This window comes from Parabacteroides bouchesdurhonensis (assembly GCF_900186615.1).
In the GTDB taxonomy this organism is placed as follows: domain Bacteria; phylum Bacteroidota; class Bacteroidia; order Bacteroidales; family Tannerellaceae; genus Parabacteroides; species Parabacteroides bouchesdurhonensis.
Window position 1 is genome coordinate 2,268,480 of the sequence record NZ_LT896588.1, and the last position, 15,219, is coordinate 2,283,698.

22 protein-coding genes are annotated in these 15,219 nt (G+C 40.4%); 6 read left to right on the forward strand and 16 right to left on the reverse strand.

The genetic code is table 11. From position 1 onward, the window contains the following. Positions 1-69: 69 nt before the first annotated feature. Positions 70-1,221: a hypothetical protein gene (locus tag C1721_RS09815; protein WP_102409390.1), complete on the reverse strand. Its 1,152-nt coding sequence runs from the start codon at positions 1,219-1,221 to the stop codon at positions 70-72. 173 nt (positions 1,222-1,394) lie between these two features. Here C1721_RS09815 and C1721_RS16175 point away from each other — a divergent pair, with 173 nt between their 5' ends. Continuing rightward, positions 1,395-1,565 carry a hypothetical protein gene (locus C1721_RS16175; protein WP_199830404.1) on the forward strand — a complete coding sequence of 57 codons (171 nt, stop codon included), beginning with the start codon at positions 1,395-1,397 and terminating at the stop codon, positions 1,563-1,565. On the opposite strand, the gene C1721_RS16310 is transcribed toward C1721_RS16175, so the two are convergent. The 9 genes from C1721_RS16310 to C1721_RS09860 form a co-directional block, all read right to left on the reverse strand. Then, positions 1,547-1,870, reverse strand: a complete 324-nt coding sequence (locus C1721_RS16310) for a GNAT family N-acetyltransferase (RefSeq protein ID WP_234347620.1) — start codon at positions 1,868-1,870, stop codon at positions 1,547-1,549. The genes C1721_RS16175 and C1721_RS16310 overlap by 19 nt on opposite strands. 77 nt (positions 1,871-1,947) lie before the next feature. After that, positions 1,948-2,889 carry a DUF5712 family protein gene (locus C1721_RS09825; RefSeq protein WP_102408177.1) on the reverse strand — a complete coding sequence of 314 codons (942 nt, stop codon included), beginning with the start codon at positions 2,887-2,889 and terminating at the stop codon, positions 1,948-1,950. Positions 2,890-2,893: 4 nt separating this feature from the next. Beyond that, a complete protein-coding gene (locus C1721_RS09830) occupies positions 2,894-3,478 on the reverse strand; it encodes a BfmA/BtgA family mobilization protein (RefSeq protein WP_102409392.1) in 585 nt (194 codons plus the stop codon). A 254-nt stretch (positions 3,479-3,732) separates the two neighbouring features. Then, positions 3,733-4,083 carry a helix-turn-helix domain-containing protein gene (locus C1721_RS09835; RefSeq protein WP_102408178.1) on the reverse strand — a complete coding sequence of 117 codons (351 nt, stop codon included), beginning with the start codon at positions 4,081-4,083 and terminating at the stop codon, positions 3,733-3,735. 129 nt (positions 4,084-4,212) lie between these two features. Continuing rightward, positions 4,213-4,578, reverse strand: coding sequence for an RteC domain-containing protein (locus C1721_RS09840; RefSeq protein ID WP_102408179.1), 366 nt, complete (start codon positions 4,576-4,578; stop codon positions 4,213-4,215). A 22-nt stretch (positions 4,579-4,600) separates the two neighbouring features. Next, a complete protein-coding gene (locus C1721_RS09845) occupies positions 4,601-4,828 on the reverse strand; it encodes a hypothetical protein (protein ID WP_199830405.1) in 228 nt (75 codons plus the stop codon). Positions 4,829-4,925: 97 nt separating this feature from the next. Further along, positions 4,926-5,438 carry a DUF2867 domain-containing protein gene (locus C1721_RS09850; RefSeq protein WP_102408181.1) on the reverse strand — a complete coding sequence of 171 codons (513 nt, stop codon included), beginning with the start codon at positions 5,436-5,438 and terminating at the stop codon, positions 4,926-4,928. Positions 5,439-5,501: 63 nt separating this feature from the next. Continuing rightward, a complete protein-coding gene (locus C1721_RS09855) occupies positions 5,502-5,876 on the reverse strand; it encodes a DUF6463 family protein (protein ID WP_102409394.1) in 375 nt (124 codons plus the stop codon). A gap of 8 nt (positions 5,877-5,884) precedes the next feature. Then, complete coding sequence (locus C1721_RS09860) at positions 5,885-6,418, reverse strand: TetR/AcrR family transcriptional regulator (protein ID WP_102409395.1); 534 nt, start codon at positions 6,416-6,418, stop codon at positions 5,885-5,887. 228 nt (positions 6,419-6,646) lie between these two features. Here C1721_RS09860 and C1721_RS16110 point away from each other — a divergent pair, with 228 nt between their 5' ends. The 3 genes from C1721_RS16110 to C1721_RS09870 are packed head-to-tail and all read left to right on the forward strand — an operon-like array spanning position 6,647 to position 7,821. Beyond that, a complete protein-coding gene (locus C1721_RS16110) occupies positions 6,647-7,201 on the forward strand; it encodes a hypothetical protein (protein ID WP_234347403.1) in 555 nt (184 codons plus the stop codon). Beyond that, positions 7,192-7,485 carry a helix-turn-helix domain-containing protein gene (locus tag C1721_RS09865; RefSeq protein WP_102409397.1) on the forward strand — a complete coding sequence of 98 codons (294 nt, stop codon included), beginning with the start codon at positions 7,192-7,194 and terminating at the stop codon, positions 7,483-7,485. Before C1721_RS16110 ends, C1721_RS09865 begins: the two co-directional genes overlap by 10 nt. Before the next feature lie 36 nt (positions 7,486-7,521). Next, entirely contained in the window at positions 7,522-7,821 is a 300-nt protein-coding gene (locus tag C1721_RS09870; protein ID WP_102408182.1) for a helix-turn-helix domain-containing protein, read from the forward strand. Between the two features lie 47 nt (positions 7,822-7,868). On the opposite strand, the gene C1721_RS09875 is transcribed toward C1721_RS09870, so the two are convergent. Next, positions 7,869-8,237 (reverse strand): virulence RhuM family protein, encoded by a 369-nt coding sequence (locus C1721_RS09875; protein ID WP_102408183.1) that lies wholly within the window; start codon positions 8,235-8,237, stop codon positions 7,869-7,871. 22 nt (positions 8,238-8,259) lie between these two features. Further along, a complete protein-coding gene (locus tag C1721_RS09880) occupies positions 8,260-9,492 on the reverse strand; it encodes a site-specific integrase (protein ID WP_102408184.1) in 1,233 nt (410 codons plus the stop codon). Between the two features lie 414 nt (positions 9,493-9,906). Here C1721_RS09880 and C1721_RS09885 point away from each other — a divergent pair, with 414 nt between their 5' ends. Next, a complete protein-coding gene (locus C1721_RS09885; RefSeq protein WP_159063572.1) occupies positions 9,907-10,164 on the forward strand; it encodes a hypothetical protein in 258 nt (85 codons plus the stop codon). 2 nt (positions 10,165-10,166) lie between these two features. Here C1721_RS09885 and C1721_RS09890 read toward each other — a convergent pair whose 3' ends face one another. The 3 genes from C1721_RS09890 to C1721_RS09900 are packed head-to-tail and all read right to left on the reverse strand — an operon-like array spanning position 10,167 to position 12,357. Then, positions 10,167-11,075: a hypothetical protein gene (locus tag C1721_RS09890; protein WP_234347404.1), complete on the reverse strand. Its 909-nt coding sequence runs from the start codon at positions 11,073-11,075 to the stop codon at positions 10,167-10,169. 2 nt (positions 11,076-11,077) lie between these two features. Further along, positions 11,078-11,968 (reverse strand): slipin family protein, encoded by an 891-nt coding sequence (locus C1721_RS09895; RefSeq protein WP_102408187.1) that lies wholly within the window; start codon positions 11,966-11,968, stop codon positions 11,078-11,080. Between the two features lie 5 nt (positions 11,969-11,973). After that, positions 11,974-12,357 (reverse strand): GntR family transcriptional regulator, encoded by a 384-nt coding sequence (locus C1721_RS09900; RefSeq protein ID WP_102408188.1) that lies wholly within the window; start codon positions 12,355-12,357, stop codon positions 11,974-11,976. A gap of 199 nt (positions 12,358-12,556) precedes the next feature. On the opposite strand from C1721_RS09900, the gene C1721_RS09905 reads away from it, so the two are divergent. Next, positions 12,557-14,002 carry an RNA-binding domain-containing protein gene (locus C1721_RS09905; RefSeq protein WP_102408189.1) on the forward strand — a complete coding sequence of 482 codons (1,446 nt, stop codon included), beginning with the start codon at positions 12,557-12,559 and terminating at the stop codon, positions 14,000-14,002. 107 nt (positions 14,003-14,109) lie between these two features. Here the strand turns inward: C1721_RS09905 and C1721_RS09910 are convergent, their stop codons facing one another. Next, positions 14,110-15,219 carry a glycoside hydrolase family protein gene (locus C1721_RS09910; protein ID WP_102408190.1) on the reverse strand — a complete coding sequence of 370 codons (1,110 nt, stop codon included), beginning with the start codon at positions 15,217-15,219 and terminating at the stop codon, positions 14,110-14,112.

A 15,219-nucleotide genomic window follows, 5' to 3' on the forward strand; every position in this document is an offset into this window, starting at 1 on the left:
TAAAATGGAAACCTATGAGAACAATTTATCAATGATTATCGGGAAAGTTAATGCTTTCCCGATAATCACTTATGTAAGCCAATCTTTAGGGATTTTAAGTATGTCACCTATATTATCGCCTGTGTTGTCAATTATTTTTCCCTTGCTTATATAGTTGAATTTTAATCCTATTTTATCGAAATCCATTTTGTTCTCGGAAAAAGGATGTTCATATAGCCAATAATTGGCAACAGGAATATTATGAGGGCATACTTTAGAAACGAAAACACCTGTAAGATTTTTAAGTCGCACACCTTTCTTATCACAAAATACGCCATTTAATTGTCGTATCCATTTTTCATCTTTACTTTCCGGATTTGTCGACCATGAAAATGCTACTGTCCCCCAAATAGCATTATCAACGTCTATTTTTCCCGATGTTCTAATGTCTAACGAATTTAAGCATACAATAAATGGTTTATCCAATTTTCCGTACCTTTTAGCTTTTTTTTCAATCGATTCTTTGAGAGATTCTTCACCTCCTCCCCAAAAGGCTTCTGCTGGATATATACCTATTGGACGTATTTTTTCCTCTCTTGTTGAAGGACTTACTGGAATAGGGCTTACTATGATATGAACATCTCTATTCTTACATTCTATCTTCGGTAGATTTTCAATGCCATTTTTCTTTAATTCTTCTCTCAATATGTCGGGGTCTATTTTTTTTAATTCTTCCTCTATACATTTTATCATCTCTTTTGTACTTGGTTGTTTCTGGGTCAGAAAACAAACATCTTCAATATTTAAAAAGAAATCTTTTGTGTTTAACTTATTCAGATTATCATAGAGTTCATTTCTTTTTCGTTCAAAAGCCTCCTGTTCCATTGTTTTACCCTTAACAACCTTAGCTTCAATATATAATTCCAAATTATCTTTAGATATTAGAAAATCAGGTTTTTTCGGTGAAGATGGTAAATCGGGATGAATAGTAATATCATACCCCAATTTGCAAAACAGTTCATGTAAGAACAATTCATAAAATGAAGAGTCAAAATCTTTTTTAAATCGGCTCTTTAGCTCTTTCTTTTCTTCTTCAGGATAATTATAGAACCATCTCTCTAAAGTATCTCTCACTTTTGACATATCAGTTCGTGCGCTGTTATTATAATACTCGTAAGTATTATCATTGTGTTTTGCAAATTCGAGACATGTTCTTTCAAATGAATCAAATAAACTATTCATATATTTTTCTTTTTGCAGTAAAGATATAGATTTCAATGCTTTTTAAAGCAAAGGAAAGCAATTTTTAGTTGGTTTCAAAAAATGGGGTAGAATGAATGGAAGTGAGTGTGTTCTGCGTAAACACTCAACCATACATATATTTTTCCTTTTTTTCTCTGATAAACATCTCCTATATGGAGAGAATAAATAAGGCAACTCTTTTGATAAATTTACTCTTTTTGTGGAGCAAAAAGGAAGAAATTTATCAAAACCCGCAGGGCTTGGTGTTGCCGTTTTATTCTTGGAATATACCTTTGTGTTCAGAGAAAGAAAGGATTAATCAAGATTATTCCATTGAAAAATAGGATATTAGATTGATTACTGCTATTGCGTAATTCTCACCATCTATGCAGTAAAAGCCTAATTTCTTGGCAAAAGTACTGCTTTTGATGTTGGCACACTCAATGCCGATATGGTTAAAATCGTACTTTCGGGCTATTCTTGTCAGAAATCGGATAAAGTGTGTTCCATGCCCTATCCGTTCTTTACTAAAACTCAATCGGGCGATAATCAGGCAATCAGGTGGAAAACGGCTTTCAACCTTTCTAATACGCAAATATAAATCTACCCGGCTATTTCTTCGGGTGACTATTATATTATCCACTGTCAGCCATACAAGCGATTTTCAATACTTAAAACGTTCCATCAAATAGCGGTCTATATCGGCTCTTAGTTCTTCATATTCAGTCATCGTCTAATCCCTTTCTTCTTTTTCTTCTTGCGTTTTTGTGCCTGTAATTCTTCTACTGGTGCAGCATTGTTATTATTGCCATCTCCCAATGAGAAGATAGATAATAGAGAATCGCCACTACCGTTATTTTGCTGGTCGTAAGAATGTTTTTCATCTGCCTTGCTATCAAGCTTGCAAGAAATATTGTTTTCTTTTTCACTGGATTGGAATACATCTTTTTTATTTTCGCCAGTAAAATATTGTTTTGGCTCTTTCAACTCCCGCTCCTGCATTCTCAGTTTATCGTCAATGCTTCCGTTCTTCATCGTGTTGGAATACTCAAAGGATTCGGATAATTGGCGATTGTAACTGAATAGTTTATCAAAGCCTTGTTCCGCTTGTTGGAACAGGTTCACACGGTCAAAACCACCTTTTATTACTCCGTTTTTGGTGTTCTTGTGGTTGGTAAGCGGTGATAGCTTCTTTTTGTTTGTTTGGTCTTTCCGGCTCACAATCAAATGGCAGTGCATATTCAGTTCATTGTCGGAACGGCTACGGTCAAAATGAATTTTGCCGTAAAACTTTATATCCGCTTCCGATAGTCCTTTGTTGAAGTTCTTGGCATATTCAGGAATAAACACTTCCCGAACATACCGTTTCATGGCTTCGGCTTTCTCCTGTTCGGTGTTCCCCATTGCCCGAAGCTCGCTTTCCGATGGGCTGACATGGATAGCGTAAAACTTAGCATCCGTTTTCAAGAGTTGCCCGATATTGGTATCTATATCTTTTATGACCTTTGATTTGTAGATATTATCATCCGTCAGGTTGAAAAAGCCATCGATATAGATACCCTTTTCCATCCGTTCCAAATCTTCATGCTCCATGTATGAAGCTAATTGGCGGCTACTTCCTACATTGTTATATGTTCCTCCCGATGGTGGTGCAAAATCTATGTGCATGGTTCTATGTATTTATCAAATTGACGATTTCCGCTTTTAGGTTCTCTTTCCGTTTGCCGTCCATTACGCCACAAGTTGATAACTCCGAATAGAGTTGTATCAGTTGGAACATTTTTTTATAATCCCGTTGATGTATCTGATACAGGGCGGTGAGTTGTTTCCCCTGCTGGTTAATTACATCGGCATGTTTGCCGAACTGCTCACTTACTTTTTGCAATACGGCTGTTTGTTTCCCCTGAGTGGATTCCAATTGGGAAAGAATAAGTGTTTCTAATGTTTTACCGATGGTATCAAACCGAATTGCGACAGAATTAACGGTTCGTATCATAGGATTTAGTTGTTCTTCCTCGTAGTGCCGGATGAAGCGGATAATATCATCCTGACGTTTGTTTATTTTCGCCAGTTCCGATTTTACGGATTCCGGTGCTTCCGATGGGTTGATACACGCTTTATCAATATAGACAAATGCCAACCTGACTATTTCCCCTTTTTTCAGCGAATAGCGTTTGCAGAGCTTATCTATCAACTTACCCGTCTGTCGGTCTATCCCGATGGTGGTAAGGGTGGATATATTACTGGTCTTATCCATGATTATAACTTTTTTATAAGGAAAATGAGGTTCATTCAGTTGATTATAAGCGAAATACATTCTCAGGTTATAATCACTGTTATAAACGGTTACGAATGTAACCTATTAAAGCCGAAGGCTTTGCCCCGCAGGGCAAGAGGGAGAACAGGACAAAGTCCAGTTCCCTCTTGCTTCATTTAGCGAAACGAACCGATCCATAGGGCGAGGCGGTTTCTGCTAAATGGGGATTGTTAGCACTGCATCAGGTGGTAACATTACCCACCTTGTTTTGCAGTGATTTGCTTGTCGAGTTGATTTTCTCTTTTGAACCGTTCGTAGGTTTTACAATCAGCATTTTCTTGAATAAAAGCCCGGATGTCGGCTGCACGATAATAGGTCTTGTGGCTTATCGTAAAATAAGGAAGTTTGCCACTTGCCCGATACCGTTGCAGGGTTCGGAAAGATACTTTTAGCAGGAAAGCCAAATCCTGATTGTCGAGTATCTTATCATTTTCGTCCAGTACATTGTCAGTATTGATAAGGGATTTTAGGTCTTGCCCGATTTCGGAGAGCTTTTTTGATAACCGTTCCATCCACTTGTCGAAGTTTTCGTTGTCTATATACATTTTGCTTCATTTTTTAGTTCAACATTATTATTTTCAATCGATTGATGAAGCAAAATTCGGCAAACGAGCGCAAATAAGTTAGGGGAGTAGATATACTACACCCCTAATAATTCTTGGTAAGTATCTGATTTATAGATAGCCTTTCTTCTTACTTTCTTCGGTAATAGCTTTACGAAGTATGTCCAAAAACTCGGTGCGCTTATTAGCTTTACGGCAAATTACATTATCGTGCTTTTTGTGGATGTCCCCCAACTTGATATTGAACAGCCATTCAAAGGTTCTACCGATTTCCGTTAGTGGTGATTCTGTTCCGTTGTGCGTTACCACTCTTTTAGATAGGAACAATCCACTGACTATCTCCATAATCTCCACAAGATGGGTTTCATCGGTGAGATAAAGCGGTGAGGGTGGAAAGTTATTTTTTCGACTTTGAAATGAGGTTAGATATTGGATTTTCAGATTCAGCAATTCCAGTTCTGAATTGATAATAGCCAATGTCTTTTGTAGAAACCGCTTTTTAAGCGCATTTTCCCCCCTGCCCGTAAAGAGGTGTTGTTTTAAGTGAAGCTATCTCAATACGGGTAGCATTCAATGTACGATAGATAACAGAATAATCTATACCATCGCTTATATTTTTGATCTGTTCAAGAAATTCGCCATAGGCTACTTGCATTTCTTCGTTAGTTACTTCTTGTGAGGTTTCAAACAATAGTTCGAATATCCTCGTCTGTAATAAATCATTCATAAGCATAAATTTAAAATGTGAATATTGATAGTTAGACGTAAGTCCTATTTTATGCTGAATGATGTAATAAGGCATTAAGCCTAATCATTTTATTTTTTTATCTAATCTTTTTCACTAAATATTTTAACATAACTCTAACTAAAATATTGTGAAATGGATATATAACAAAAAAGTAGCAACGCCCTAATAGATTATGAAAGTTTACTAAAGTCGTGGCTATAACTGATTTTTTATTTCCTTCTCCTTTTCGGACAATGATTGAAAGATAGAATGTTAAATGCTTATCTACATTACATGTAACTGTCTCATCGTTCGACTTTGAAGTAGCTGATATATATTTATATGAGATACCATTTATAAGGCACTCTCTAAGATTATCGGCATAATCATTTATATCGGATTTTATTCCGAAGGGTTTGACAAGTATTGTTCTCAAGTGTAGAAGCCAATCTATCCATATTGGTTTAGTAGTCCAAAAAGCAATTTGCACATCATCCGGTCTTATATCTTTTGAAGAAATGAAATTACATTCAAAAGAATCCGAATAATCGGAAGGAAGATAGTTATATACTAAGCTGTTTTGAGGAATTGAAATCTTTTTTGTTTTCATATTTTTGTTTTTTACATACCATACTAAATGGTATTATTTATTGAAAAAAATTATTATGTCTATTTACGCCAATTTAGTATGTTTCCTTTTTGCAAATATGATTATTAATGCTTGTGGAATAAAAAGCCAGAAGCCAGATATAGGTACAATAAAACATCCTAAAATAGAGAAAATTAATAACGCATACCCTAAGAATAATGGTGCTGGCAATTTCTCTTTCTTTATATAATAGTGTAAAGATTGCCCAAACATAATAAGAATCACTCCAATTATAAAAAACCAAAAAGAAAGAGCTTTTTGGGTATTATTACTTATTGAATTTATCAATCCATCAAAGAATAATTCTTTATAAATGTTCCATTCTCGTATTATCGCAACAATAATATGGATTATACCTGTTGCAGACAAAAGCATTCCACTGTATTTCCAAAGTTTTATATATTCTATCATTTTACTATTCCTTTAGAAAAGAGTTCGTATAACTCTAATTGTTTTTTCTCTGGCATATCAGGATATAGTTGTTGGATACCTATCAGACATCCATATTCTAATATAGCTAACTGCCTTGCTATATTTGCTTGTTCCCCACATAGAATTTTTAAATTTGCTGTATATTCAATCCGCATCTCATCAACTTCTGTAACATACTTTCTTACGACCTCATTGGAAAAACTCCATCCTCGTATAACTTGTTCGGTTTTATGGGAACGTTGAAGTACTAATTTGTTGAGCTTTTCTATTTTTTCATATGGTGCTTTTACTTTGTCAACTTGTAGTATCAATGACTTTGTATTTTTATCTACCCAATATTTCATTAATGCGTCAATATAACCATCGGCATTTTTGAAATGGTGGTAGAATGAGCCTTTTGTTACTTTCAGCACATCGCAAAGATTATCTATAGTAATCTTTAAGAACCCATCATTTTTAAGAATTTCTAAACCCGTTGTAAACCAGTCTTCTCGCTCTATTTTTTTCATATCTTTCAACTTTATAAAACCATACCGTATAGTATTGTTTGCAAATATAGAAATAATTTCAAATAAAACACTAACTTTGCGAAAAGAGTTATTTGAAACAATGGAAAAACACAGCAGACTAAAGAAGTTCGCTCGTTTCTATATCGTTACCCATTGTTATACTCTTCTTCTTTAAAAATCTATTATCCAATAGATTACAATCACATTTCTTGTTTCTCGATACACACCTTGCTATGTTCCGACGAACATAAAAATTCACCTTCGGGCGGATTGCGGGAGAACCGATTTCAACCGCACCATAAAGCCGAGCGATGCGTCCTGTCACTTGGATGCAAAACAGAAGTTTCCGAGACGACTATTCAAGAAGCAAAAACACCAAACGTCGCCATTCCGACAACACCTCTGTCATTTCAGGCAGAAGCTATACAACCGATATTTTCTTACCGTAGAAACCAATGTACGACCATCGGGCTGGACAGCCGAAGGTCGGCCGGAACAGACCGACAAACAGCCGGACAATCCGAACGGCCTACGCACGTCGGTCGGTTGCGAAAGACCGTCCGACATTGGTTGGTTGCGACGTTGGGCTATTGGACGAAATCTATGGCTCTACACGGGCAACATACCTGCTATTGTCGGCAAGAGCAGTTTCAATATGCGACCGGCACGACGCCAAACAGTGCCAAACGGACGCCACAAGCTGCCACAAAACCGAAAACGGAGGCAGCGAGCGCAGGTTTGGCTACATTTGCCCTGAACTCAAAACATGGTATATGGAAGTAGTAATTATCGAAAAGAAAAACTTTGAAGCGCTCCTTTCCGGCGTGGAGACGCTGACGGGGAAAGTCGGGACGTTATGTCGCCGTTGCAATGACAAGCAGATGCAGAAGTGGCTCGACGGGCAGGAGGTGTGCCGCCTGCTGCGCATAAGCCCTCGCACGCTGCAATCCCTGCGGGATAATCGCACAATCAGCTGTACGCAAATCAACCGGAAATTCTATTATAAGCCGGAAGAGATAGAGAGGCTCATGCCCATAGCCGGGCAGTTCAGGGTTGGCTCCGGCTAATATTTATTTTTACCAACCACTAAATCCACAGAAAAGATGAATGACAGTAACGTAATCACGTCGGAAGACGGACGCATGGCGTCGGTGTTGTACGCCTTGAAGAAATGCGCGAAAGAGGTAGATAAGCTCATGGACGATTTTCATCCGCCGCTCGGAGGAGAACGATACATGACCGACAAGGAGGTGATCGCCCGGCTGAAAGTCAGCCGCCGTACCTTGCAGGAATATCGTTCAGCACGGAGGATACCCTTCATCCTGTTCGGAGGGAAAGTGCTGTACCGTGAAACGGACATAGAGAAGATGCTCGCGGAGAATTACCGCAAGGCAATTCCCTGAAAACGAAAACGGGCAGGTTTTGATGCCTGCCCGTTTTTGTGTCCGATTCAATTCAGAAGACCGTCCTTATACTGAATGACAATCGGGGGTGTCGTGCGTCGAGGGGCGGTGGCTCCCTTTACCAGCCACCTCCTGAATACCGCCGCGGGGTAGGTATTCAGCCGGAACGCGAGGGCTACGACGATCTCCATGTCATACACGTCCGCACTGTTGCCGCTGTCCAGACGGATACATTTGCAGACTTCGTAATCATTCAGGGCGTTTTCTTTGAAGATGGCTTTGATACCCGTATGTACCGCTCCGGCGGTCGTCCCGAACAGCTCGGCAAGCTCCATTGCCGTCATCCATATAGAGGCAGTATCGGTCGGCATATTCAATCCGCCCTGCTCGTCTATCGTGATAATTTCTCTTTTCATCGTATTCTGTTTTTTAAGTTCATTAAATCGCTTGACATATAAAGCTCTCCATCTGCTCGATACGCTGCGCGAGTTTCTCCATGTCGCGGCTCACTTTCTCGGCTGTAATCTTCGCATAGATTTGCGTCGTGCGGATACTGCGGTGGCCCAACATCTTCGAGAGCGTTTCGATAGGTACGTCGTTGGAGAGACAGATGGTCGTCGCATAGCTGTGGCGACTTTGATGCCACGTGACGTTCTTTTCGATACCGCACTTCTTCGCTATTGCCTTGATGCCTCTTTTACAGTTTTCGTAACACGGAACGGGCAGCAGCTTGTCCCCTTCGGCCATGCCGTCGTATTTCTCGATGATGTGTCTGGCAACGTCTAACAACCGGATATTGGTTTCGACACCCGTTTTCTGTCGGTTGGTGTTCAGCCACAAATGCCCGTCGAACGAGGTGCGCAGGTTCGCTTTGGTAAGGTTCGCCATATCCGTCCAGCTCAACCCCGTGAATGTACAGAAGATGAACAGGTCGCGGATCAGTTCGTAGCTTTTCTTTTTGAATGTGCCGTTGATCAGCAGCTTGATCTCCTCTTGGGTCAGAAAGCCCCGTTTGGTCTCCTCCTTCGTGATGCTGTACGCGAAGAACGGGTCGCGCGACAACAAGCCGTTATTGACGGCCATGAAGATAATCTTTCGGAATGGCATCATATAAGACCAGACCGTGTTGTTGCAGTGGTTCTTTTCTACCCGCAGGAACAACTCGAAGTCCGTGATGAATGCCGGAGTAAGCTCTTTAAGCGCAATGTCGCTGACCTTGTAACGCTTTTCGATAAACTCCGAGAGGTGTTTGTAAACGACGCAGTATTTCCAATAGCTACGCAGGCTTTTGAGTTTGCCCACCTGCTTCTCGTAATCCTCGTTATGCTGACGGAATACCGCCAGCAACGTTTCGTGGTTCATACCCAAACCTAAATAGGCATTGCGAACCTTCTCGGCGGTTACATAGTTGTCGCGGTCGCTGATCTGCTGATAGGCACGATCGATACCTACACGAATCTTATCCAACATCCGGTTGGCCTCCTGCGCCACGATGCTGCGACCGGAAACGCGGCCTGACTTTACGTTCCACGATTTCTCCTCTACGTCCAATTTGCAACTGAATTGAGCGATTTTGCCGTTTACCGTGATGCGGCACATGACCGGAATAAGCCCATTCTTTTTCGGGGCATTGCGTTTGAGGTAAAATAAAACTTTGAATGTCGATCTCATAACTCTACAATTTTTGGGTTACAAAATTATTTCTTGTAGAGCTGTTCTTCGATACGTAAATCGCAGCATATCAACGCAATCGCACCCGAAATAGAACTTTTTCCGCCTCCCTCTGCCCGAATTTTGGAAATCCGGCTATATTTGCAGTTGGAACAAGGCGAATAGAGCTTGTATTTCAGCGCTTTGAAACCTTCCCAAAACCGTCTTTGCCTTTCGGAACAGAGTAACGGGATAGTAACGTAACTCTGGTTTCAGTTGGCTTTTCGATGGCTTCGGTTTGGCTGCGACAGCGCAGTCCGTTACTCTCTAACCCCCTTGTTTACAACCTTCTTGCTCCAATCCGCTCTATCTATCGGTTTTTATCACTATCTTTGTGTTCGATAGTAAATGAATAAACAGGAAAGGCGTTCTGATATGACAACAAAGCCTTACAAATACGATGAAGCCGAAGCCGGCAAGCCGCAATGCGTCTCCGAGCCTGTAGTTTCTTATGTTGCATCCCGGGAAGAGGAAGACCTGATGCCTGGTGGAATCCCGGCTTTGCAGTTTACGAAAGAGGAACTGAATGCCCACATTGACAAGTCACTCCAAGACATAGCAGAAGGTCACGTCTGCACTTCGGCTGAAGTGCATCGGCGAATGGAAGAAAAATTTCCTTTTTTATGCAAGTAATATTACTTTACGCGAAATAGTTTGTTTTTGTAATCAATAATTACCGTGTTATCGAAAAAATAAGCATTTCCGGTTATTCCCCATATATTGTAAGAATTATATATTCCATCCCAAAGTCCCTCTTTATCATAGTAAACCTTTGCGCTTTTAAGAACTTTTCCTCCGAATGCTATGGGTTTGTTTATTTCAAGCCCATAAAAAGTGATTTCTTGTCCCCACCATAAAGGACCGCTAAGGGAGTCGGTGATCTGTGAGTTGGAGATGCCCAAAGCCCGCTCCTTTGACGTTATCAACCGAAAAGGACTTGAACCGGTATCGAACATCAATTTACATGGTTTATTATCGATATGGAACGGAAGGATCATTATACCATCTTTCAATTCAAATTTCTCTGCCGGCAAATCCTCATATTCGGCAGGCAGACTGTCTGAAACGGCAAATCTGCCTGATTTATAATCGATCACTAGCACTTTACCGCGGAATATATCAGACGCAATTGTTCCAATATGTTTTGGGGTTTCTGAAAGAAGCGAATCCTTGGGAATCTTTTCTCCAAAATTATTATAGTATCCAATATCAATACCTGTAAACTTAACAGAGCCCATTTGCAGGGTTATATCGTTAAACATTGGGATTTCGTATTTATCCGCTAAAGAAGTAAATTCTTCAAGATAGGGTTCTATGGAATTTCCATAAAAGAGTGTCTGGTCTGTTCCTAAATCCAACTGCATAGTAAAATCGCAGGGCAGGTTCTCAATTTTTACCGGGACATATATAAATGCTTTTTCAATATATCTTCCAGAAATCGTATCGCCTTCCCAATTGAACGAAATCCAATTCAATGACTGTTTTTGCGAACAACCGGTACAAATGAGGAGCAGAAGTATAAAAAGAATTCCTTGTTTTTGCATGTTCATGGATGATTTGCTTCATTGTTTTTTGCTAGTGACACTAATCCTCCCATAGCACCCAGATTCATGGTATCCAATGCTGAACTGGGAACGATGACCATAGAGCCTTTTTCTTTAAGGCCTTCGAATAACATATTCATACCCCTGAGGTGTAATGCGACCGGATTATCGGTATACTTTTTACTGGCCAGTTCAAATTTTTCGGCAATCTCTGTTTCAGCCGTCCCTAAAATAACACGTGCCCGTCTTTCGCGCTCGGCTTGTGCCTCTTTGCTCATAGCGTCGGCCAAATCCTTAGGGATAGCAATATCCTTGATACCAACAGTCTGGCAAGTAATACCCCAGGGACTGGTATTTCTGTCTAATACTTGTTGCAAATCTTCGGCAATTTTGTCGCGTTCCTGTAAGAGTGCCGATAATTCGTGTTTACCGATTGTATCTCTTAAACCTGTCTGAGTAATGTGCTCGATGGCTTTTTGATATTCCTGCACCTCCAAGGCGGCTTTTTCGACATCCCAAACAGTCCAGTATACAACCGCATCCACATTTACCGGTACCGTATCTTTGGTAAGGGTCTGCTCGGCCTTGAAAGCGCTTACCCGCACCCGCTGGTCAATATAAGTAGGCACACTATCAATAATAGGGATAATCATAAAAGGACCTGGACCTTTTAACCCTTTGTATTTTCCCATACGTAATACTACAGCCCGTTCCCATTGGTCGGAAATACGAATTGAGGAAGCCAATAATCCGGAAAAGAGGATTAAGAATGCCAGCCCTACGATATTGATTATTTGCAAAACATATAAGACTACCGAAACTCCGATAAGTATCAGTAATGTGGTAATGGAGATGGGATTCAACCATCCTTTGTTGATTGCATTTGTTGTCATAATGATTATGTATTAGAGGTTTGTTTTATGTTTTTTAATTCGCATATAATTTCGTCTAGATTGAAACCGTAACTGAATGCAACGGAAGAGAAATGCAGACTGATTTCCTTTAGTTTATCTTCCCGTTCCTTTTTCAATACGACTTGTTCTGTAGTGTTGATAAACGTTCCGGAACCTTGTTGGGTTTCCAGAATATTTTTAATTTCAAGTTCTTTGTATGCTTTGGATACTGTGTTTAGGTTTACTTTTAACTCTACGGCTAATGCCCTTACCGTAGGTAATTGCTCGCCTAGTTTAAGTTGACCTGATGCTATGCCAAATCTGATTTGATCGATAATCTGACGGTATACCGGTACACCACTGGAATAATCTAATAAAAACTTAATCATATAGCCCTGTTTTTGTATTATACAAATATTGTACTATTATTATATGACAAAGGTACAATAAAGAATTATTTCTCAAAGTTTTTTGCTGTATATTTTTTCGTACCTTTGCATATAGGGGTTAATTACCAATAATAACTGTTTATGACTCTTTTATAATATAAGGTACTACGTGTGAGTAACAGGAACATAAGTGAAATATATGACTATAAAAGAAGTATTGAGCCAGCCCGAAGGTCGTCGATTGGAATTTAAGGCTGAATTGCCTGAAAACTCTGATCTTGCAAAGACCATAGTAGCATTTGCGAATGATGCCGGAGGAGAACTGTATATTGGTGTTAATGATATTCCGCGTTCGGTAATTGGGCTTGATGAGGATAAGTTGATAGCAATGGAAGAAAAAATCAGTAATACAATTTTCGATCGTTGTTATCCAGCTATTTTGCCGGAAATAAAGTTTATTAGCGAAAATGATAAGCGTTTGATTCAAGTAACAATTTTCAGAGGGAGCACACCGCCGTATTATCTAAAAGAGAAAGGTAAATTGCAGGGTACATACATTCGAGTGGGTTCTACGAATCGGCTTGCTGACGAGACGATTATTGCTGAATTAGAGCGTAGAAAACGAAATATCTCTTTCGACAGCGAAATTATTCCTGAAAAAACGTTGACAGAACTGAATATAGATAGTTTCAAAAGAATATTTAAGGAGAAGGCTGGGGAAGAACTAACCGTTCAGGTATTACGAAAATTTGAACTTATCAAAGAGGTGCAAGGTGTGGAATATCCAACTAATGCATTGATTTTGTTTTCGGACGACCCATTACGAAACTCTATGTTCCACTATGCAAAAATAGAGTGTGCTCGATTCAAAGGTGTTAGTTCTGAGGTGTTTATCGATCAGAAGAGTATTACAGCCAATATCTCTATTCAAGCAGAAGATGCTTATAACTTTATTCTTCGTCATATAAACCAAGGTGCAACAGTAGAAGGCGTTTATACGGTTCAGAGATGGGAATATCCCGTTAAAGCTATTCGAGAAGCAATTCGTAATGCTGTGGTACATAGAGATTATTCACTCACAGGAAAAGATGTAAAAGTCGCTGTATATGATGATATGATAGAGATTACGAGCCCAGGTCTCCTATTGCCTTCGATAGACTATACAGCTATGGAAAGTCGCCAAAGTGACGCTCGTAATAAAATAATAGCTCCTGTCTTTAAACGGCTTGGCATCATAGATCAATTGGGGAATGGCTTGAAATTGATAGCCAGTGAATTGAAAGAATATCCGAATATCGAACTTCGCTGGAAGGAAGTTGGTTTATCTTTTCAAATACAGTTTGTGAAATTGGATTATCTTGAAAAGCAAGAACGGACTGATAGCATACGGCAAGAGCTATTAAAGTCAACTCTGTATTCGGAGGTGTTACGCTGTTTGGTGCATAATACTTTGTCAAGACAAAGCATTTCTATTGCATTGGGACAAAAGAAAGTATCGGGGCAACTTAATAAAATTGTTCAAAAACTTATTACAGATTGCCTGATTGAGAGAACTATTCCTGATAAGCCGAATCATCCTGCCCAAAAATTTCAATTGACAGAGAGAGGAAGGATGTTCCTTGGTCTACTTGATAACAAAATCTGATAATATGGATAATTGCAATGTAATAAAGCCTTGCTCTGGTGATTCTGCCAGAGCAAGGCTTTGTCGTTTCAAAAACTTTTGAAACTTTATAATACTACTGTTTACGTTTACTTCTTCACTATGTATGGTTGATGGATAGCCTTATCTAGAGCTTTCCAGTGCTCGTTGGTCATGCTGTTAGGCGTAAAGAGGGCGATTCCTGCTGCACCGTTCTCCATCGAGCCGCGTACGGCTTCTTCCATTTCAGACGGGAGCAGGCCGTGACCTTCCGGATCCTTGATGTTCGCTTTGTTTTGCCAGTCGTGACAGATAAACAGGCCACTGTATACCGGGAATTTACCGCCAACCGTTTCTACCTCTTCCTTTACGATGGGAGCGAGCCAGGAGGCAGGTTCCAGATAGAAATCGTTATAGTTCATCGGGAATACGGCATCCAGATTCCATTTGTCCCACTCCTGACGTACCATCCATTTGGCGTGTGAATCCGGGCCGGGGAATACGGCAGCGCTCACCTTCTTACCTTTGGCATGGACGGCATCGGCTATTTTGCCCACCAGATTAGTGATTACATCACAGCGGAATTGTGCCCATTCCGGACATTTGGACGGGTCTTCTATGGCTAGGATGTCGATACCTGTGGCAGCTTTGAAGTCGGCTACGCATTTAGGGCAGTAACAGTAGTCTGCCGTAGGATATTCTTCGTTCATTACCAGTCCGTATTTTTCCCATAGGCCTTTGGCCAGAATCACGTCTACGTAGCGGATGTAGTCCAGGTGGATATAGTCTACTTCGGGGATGTCGGCCACACTGCTGTATTCCTGAACAAGGTAGTTTATTACATCCTCATTGTTGGGACACATGAACTTGTAGTACGGCACATAGGCCTGCACGTTGTAAGCCGATTCGCCTTTGCGGTTCACGGCATACCACGAAGAATCGGCATCGCCTTTCAGCATCGTGGGTATCCAGGCATGGTATTCCATACCGTTGGCCTTAGCGATCTTGGCGGCGCGCTGTATCTTTTCAAGGTCGTAGCCTACGTTGTAGCACATTCCGTCTACGCCGTGGGAGTGCCACTTGCTAAAGTCTTCCTGAATGGTCTGTTCGGTTGCATTTTGTCCCTCACCTTGCCAGGCGTAGACTTTTACCGTTTTCTCCGGTGCTTTGCTGCAGGCTGTCATGGCAACGGCTGCAAGAGCGAAAAGAAGTGTTTTCAT

Coding starts and splice junctions, on each gene's coding strand:
- C1721_RS09815 (WP_102409390.1), bottom strand. CDS start 1,221: ATGAATAGTTTATTTGATTCATTTGAAAGAACATGTCTCGAATTTGCA.
- C1721_RS16175 (WP_199830404.1), top strand. CDS start 1,395: ATGGAGAGAATAAATAAGGCAACTCTTTTGATAAATTTACTCTTTTTG.
- C1721_RS09825 (WP_102408177.1), bottom strand. CDS start 2,889: ATGCACATAGATTTTGCACCACCATCGGGAGGAACATATAACAATGTA.
- C1721_RS09830 (WP_102409392.1), bottom strand. CDS start 3,478: ATGGATAAGACCAGTAATATATCCACCCTTACCACCATCGGGATAGAC.
- C1721_RS09835 (WP_102408178.1), bottom strand. CDS start 4,083: ATGTATATAGACAACGAAAACTTCGACAAGTGGATGGAACGGTTATCA.
- C1721_RS09845 (WP_199830405.1), bottom strand. CDS start 4,828: ATGAATGATTTATTACAGACGAGGATATTCGAACTATTGTTTGAAACC.
- C1721_RS09850 (WP_102408181.1), bottom strand. CDS start 5,438: ATGAAAACAAAAAAGATTTCAATTCCTCAAAACAGCTTAGTATATAAC.
- C1721_RS09860 (WP_102409395.1), bottom strand. CDS start 6,418: ATGAAAAAAATAGAGCGAGAAGACTGGTTTACAACGGGTTTAGAAATT.
- C1721_RS09865 (WP_102409397.1), top strand. CDS start 7,192: ATGGAAGTAGTAATTATCGAAAAGAAAAACTTTGAAGCGCTCCTTTCC.
- C1721_RS09870 (WP_102408182.1), top strand. CDS start 7,522: ATGAATGACAGTAACGTAATCACGTCGGAAGACGGACGCATGGCGTCG.
- C1721_RS09875 (WP_102408183.1), bottom strand. CDS start 8,237: ATGAAAAGAGAAATTATCACGATAGACGAGCAGGGCGGATTGAATATG.
- C1721_RS09880 (WP_102408184.1), bottom strand. CDS start 9,492: ATGAGATCGACATTCAAAGTTTTATTTTACCTCAAACGCAATGCCCCG.
- C1721_RS09885 (WP_159063572.1), top strand. CDS start 9,907: ATGACAACAAAGCCTTACAAATACGATGAAGCCGAAGCCGGCAAGCCG.
- C1721_RS09890 (WP_234347404.1), bottom strand. CDS start 11,075: ATGCAAAAACAAGGAATTCTTTTTATACTTCTGCTCCTCATTTGTACC.
- C1721_RS09895 (WP_102408187.1), bottom strand. CDS start 11,968: ATGACAACAAATGCAATCAACAAAGGATGGTTGAATCCCATCTCCATT.
- C1721_RS09900 (WP_102408188.1), bottom strand. CDS start 12,357: ATGATTAAGTTTTTATTAGATTATTCCAGTGGTGTACCGGTATACCGT.
- C1721_RS09905 (WP_102408189.1), top strand. CDS start 12,557: ATGACTATAAAAGAAGTATTGAGCCAGCCCGAAGGTCGTCGATTGGAA.
- C1721_RS09910 (WP_102408190.1), bottom strand. CDS start 15,219: ATGAAAACACTTCTTTTCGCTCTTGCAGCCGTTGCCATGACAGCCTGC.